The organism is Holdemanella sp. (assembly GCF_056804935.1).
Genome location: NZ_DBMEXE010000061.1, coordinates 3,636 through 7,839 on the forward strand (window position 1 = coordinate 3,636; position 4,204 = coordinate 7,839).

General features: G+C 35.1%; 4 protein-coding genes and 1 pseudogene. 3 read left to right on the top strand and 2 right to left on the bottom strand.

Annotated features, from left to right (window positions below; translation table 11 throughout):
- From ACZQCL_RS04305 to ACZQCL_RS04315, 3 genes are all read left to right on the top strand, one after another.
- A partial coding sequence (locus tag ACZQCL_RS04305; RefSeq protein ID WP_482481922.1) for an RrF2 family transcriptional regulator occupies window positions 1-381 on the top strand: 381 nt, incomplete at its 5' end.
- A 67-nt stretch (window positions 382-448) separates the two neighbouring features.
- A complete protein-coding gene (locus ACZQCL_RS04310; RefSeq protein WP_118114637.1) occupies window positions 449-1,726 on the top strand; it encodes an O-acetylhomoserine aminocarboxypropyltransferase/cysteine synthase family protein in 1,278 nt (425 codons plus the stop codon).
- Window positions 1,727-1,806: 80 nt separating this feature from the next.
- Window positions 1,807-2,787, top strand: a complete 981-nt coding sequence (locus ACZQCL_RS04315; RefSeq protein ID WP_118114636.1) for a homoserine O-succinyltransferase — start codon at window positions 1,807-1,809, stop codon at window positions 2,785-2,787.
- Window positions 2,788-2,807: 20 nt separating this feature from the next.
- Here ACZQCL_RS04315 and cysK read toward each other — a convergent pair whose 3' ends face one another.
- Together cysK and ACZQCL_RS04325 are read right to left on the bottom strand one after the other, a co-directional pair.
- Complete coding sequence (gene cysK / locus ACZQCL_RS04320; protein WP_288028647.1) at window positions 2,808-3,737, bottom strand: cysteine synthase A; 930 nt, start codon at window positions 3,735-3,737, stop codon at window positions 2,808-2,810.
- A gap of 163 nt (window positions 3,738-3,900) precedes the next feature.
- Window positions 3,901-4,204 (bottom strand): annotated as a pseudogene (locus ACZQCL_RS04325) (hypothetical protein); the annotation flags it as partial.

Genomic DNA, 4,204 nt, shown 5'->3' on the forward strand with positions numbered 1-4,204 from the left:
TTAGCTCAACATAATGATTCAGGCTTTATAACACTAAAGGATATTGCCGCCAGACAAAACATCTCAAAAAAATATTTAGAACAAATCGTTCCAATTCTTACAAAAAGTGGAATGGTTCAATCCAACCGTGGTTTTCAAGGTGGATATAAGCTCGCAAAAAATCCAGACCAAATCCTTGTATATGACGTATTAGTCGCAACCGAAGGCAATTTGTCTTGTGTTGCCTGCTTAGACTCAGAAGTAAATATATGTCCAAGAAAAGAAGATTGTACTACACTTTATATTTATGAAGGATTAAATCAAGTGATTGAAACCTATTTAAAAGGAATCTCACTACAAGACATTTTAAATCGTGAACAAAGCTTTGATTATGTAATCTAAGCTTTTCTTTTACTTTTTATAAAGAAAAGCTTAAAATAATGATTATAAAAGCGGAGGGTAAAAAATTATGAAAACAGAAACTAAATGTTTACATGCCGGTTATGAACCAAAAAACGGCGAACCTAGAGAAGTACCAATTTATCAAAGTACTACTTTTAAATATGATTCAAGTCTTCAAATGGGAAGATTATTCGATTTAGAAGACAGTGGATATTTCTATTCACGCCTTCAAAACCCGACAAACGATATTGTCGCAAGTAAGATTGCTGCTTTAGAAGGTGGTATTGCTGCTATGCTAACATCAAGTGGACAAGCTGCCAACTTCTTTGCGGTATTCAACATTTGTGAAGCTGGAGATCACTTAATTGCTTCTAGTGCCATCTATGGTGGAACTTACAACCTATTTGGTGTAACAATGAAGAAAATGGGTATCGACTGTACATTTGTTGACCCAGAAATCAGTGAAGAAGATCTTCAAAAAGAATTCAAACCAAACACAAAATGTGTCTTTGGAGAAACCATCACAAATCCAACTGTACGTATTTTCGATATTGAAAAATTTGCGAAAGTTGCTCATGCGAATGGAGTTCCATTAATCATTGACAACACATTCGCTACACCAATTATGTGTCAACCAATCCAATGGGGAGCTGATATTGTGACTCACTCTACCACAAAATATATGGATGGACATGCATCTTGTGTAGGTGGAGCCATTGTAGATAGTGGTAACTTCAACTGGCTAGAACATGCAGAAAAATATCCAGGACTAACTACACCAGATGAATCGTATCATGGTATTGTCTATGCCGAAAAATTTGGTAAATTAGCTTATATCACAAAAGCTACAAGCCAATTGATGCGTGATTTAGGATCCATCCAAGCACCTCAAAATGCATATTACTTAAATCTAGGATTAGAATCATTAGCTGTACGTATGAAGGCACATTGCGCAAATGCACTAGCTGTAGCCAAATACTTAGAAGCCAATGAAGATGTTGCATGGGTTAAATATGCAGATCTTGAAAGTGATCCTCATCATGAATTAGCTAAAAAATATTGTCCAAATGGAACTTGTGGTGTATTGTCATTTGGATTAAAAGCCGATCGTGATCAAACTGAAAAGTTCATGGACAGCTTAAAACTTGCTTCTATTGTAACCCATGTTGCAGACGCCAAAACTTGTCTATTACACCCAGCAAGTCATACGCACCGTCAAATGAGTGAAGAACAATTAAAAGAAGCCGGTGTTGCTCCAGACTTAATTCGTTTCTCTGTAGGTCTTGAAGATGCACAAGACATCATCGACGATTTACAACAAGCTCTAGACGCCATGAAAGCATAGTCTTTTACAGAATGGAAAATTTCCATTCTGTTTTTTTTTCGCGTATAATAAAGTGTATACAAAAAAGGAGTTGTTTATTTATGCCAATCAACATACCCGATGCATTGCCCGCAAAAGACATATTAGAAAGTGAAAAAATCTTTGCGATTGAAGATAAAAGTGCACATAGACAAAGAATTCGACCATTAAAAATCGTGATTCTCAATCTAATGCCCAAAAAAATAGAAACAGAAACTCAGATTTTACGATTAATTTCAAAGAGTGCATTACAGGTCGACATAGATTTTATGATGGTAAAAAACCATGTTTCTAAAAATACAAGCCAAGATCATTTAGTCAAATTCTATACATACTTTGAAAAGTTAAAAGATAATTATTACGATGGAATGATCATTACAGGAGCTCCTGTAGAACATCTAGAATATGAAGATGTCGATTATTGGAATGAACTTGAAGAAATCATGGAATGGTCTAAAACACATGTCTATTCTACACTACATATTTGTTGGGGAGCCCAAGCCGGACTGTATTATCATTATGGAGTTCAAAAGCATATCTTGCCAGAAAAAGTATTCGGCATCTTCCCAGAACAATTAGTCGATGAATATGACTTTTTAACCAATGGCTTTGATGAAATCCACTATACGCCGCATTCAAGACATACGGCAATTGATGAAGAAGCCGTCAAAAAAGTGAAATGCTTATCTATTCTATCTAAAAATGATGAAATTGGTTCAAACATCATTGTCACAAAGGACTATCGTCAAATATTTATTTTAGGTCATTTAGAATATGGAAAAGAAACATTAAAAGATGAGTATTTTAGAGATTTAAAAGCCAATAAACCCATCCATATTCCATTTAACTATTTTCCCGATGATGATCCAGAAAAAGAACCAATCTTAAAATGGAGAAGCCATGCCAATCTTCTATATCGAAACTGGCTAAACTATGTATATCAATTGACGCCATTTGAAATCGAAGAAATTGGAAAAATAAAAGAACCCATTGGTACGGGTTCTAGAGAAGATCATGGCTATGCCAAGACTTTTACGAAGTAATTTTTACTTCGTATTTTTTATTATTCCGCAAACATTGGAGTAGATAAATAACGCTCACCTGTATCTGGTAATAATACGACGATTGTTTTCCCTTTGTTTTCGGGACGTTTTGCGATTTGAATAGCGGCATATGTAGCAGCACCACTTGAAATACCTACTAACATACCTTCATTATGTGCAATCAAACGACCTGTTTCATAAGCTTGTTCATTTGTGACTGTAAAGACTTCATCATATACACTTGTATCCAAAGTATTCGGAACAAAACCAGCACCAATACCTTGAATACCATGAGGACCTGCATGACCTTCAGACAATACTGGACTTGTTGCAGGTTCAACCGCAACCACTTTCACATTTGGGTTTTGATCCTTCAAATATTTACCTGTACCACTTACAGTACCACCCGTTCCAACACCGGCAACAAAAATATCAACTTTTCCTTCTGTATCCTTCCAAATTTCTGGACCTGTAGATTCATAATGAGCTTGAGGGTTTGATGGATTTTCAAATTGACTTGGAATAAAACTGTTTGGTGTAGCAGCTGCCAATTCCTGAGCTTTTGCGATAGCACCTTTCATACCGGCCTTGCCATCTGTTAAAACAACTTTGGCACCATACGCCTTCAATAAGTTACGACGCTCAACACTCATTGTTTCAGGCATTGTCATGATAGCCTTATATCCCTTAGCGGCTGCAACAGAAGCGATACCAATACCTGTATTTCCACTTGTTGGTTCAATCAATGTAGCACCTGGTTTGATCAATCCTTTTTTCTCAGCATCCTCAATCATTTTCTTTGCGATACGATCCTTTACACTACCTGCTGGATTAAAAAATTCTACTTTCGCAACAACACTAGCATCTAAACCTTCTTTTTCTTCAATATGTGTTAATTCTACTAATGGTGTATTTCCAATTAAATCTGAAATTGCTTTATATACTGTCATTTTCTTTTCCTCCTATTAAACAAATTCAATATTATTCATTTAAACAGCTATAACATCGCTTCATAATCAGTACCTCCGCTTACTATTCCTAGTAACTTTATAGGTATTATAGGAGTATGACTCCCCCTTGTCAATAAAAAAAGTGATAGAAATTCATCTATCACTAATCCAATAATTCTAGCCCATACTCCATCAAATACTCATTGGTTTCATATACACTCTTATGATTTTCAATACAATAAATCAATAATGCATCTCTTTTTACTTTTGGATACAACATGCCATTATTAGATAAAGACAATAAGTTGTTTGTCATACGTAAATCTAAGCCTAATCCTAAACTTAACTGAATCACCTTATCTTTATTAGGAACCTTGGATCCATCAAATATTTGATACCCATAATTCCTTTGAATCGTTGTCTTCGATAAAACTTGTGCCTTAGTTACATGTTTAATTTCTAATATG

What these genes read in the sequence shown, in the direction of transcription:
- cysK (WP_288028647.1), bottom strand. Translation starts at nt 3,737, where the DNA reads ATGACAGTATATAAAGCAATTTCAGATTTAATTGGAAATACACCATTA.
- ACZQCL_RS04310 (WP_118114637.1), top strand. Translation starts at nt 449, where the DNA reads ATGAAAACAGAAACTAAATGTTTACATGCCGGTTATGAACCAAAAAAC.
- ACZQCL_RS04315 (WP_118114636.1), top strand. Translation starts at nt 1,807, where the DNA reads ATGCCAATCAACATACCCGATGCATTGCCCGCAAAAGACATATTAGAA.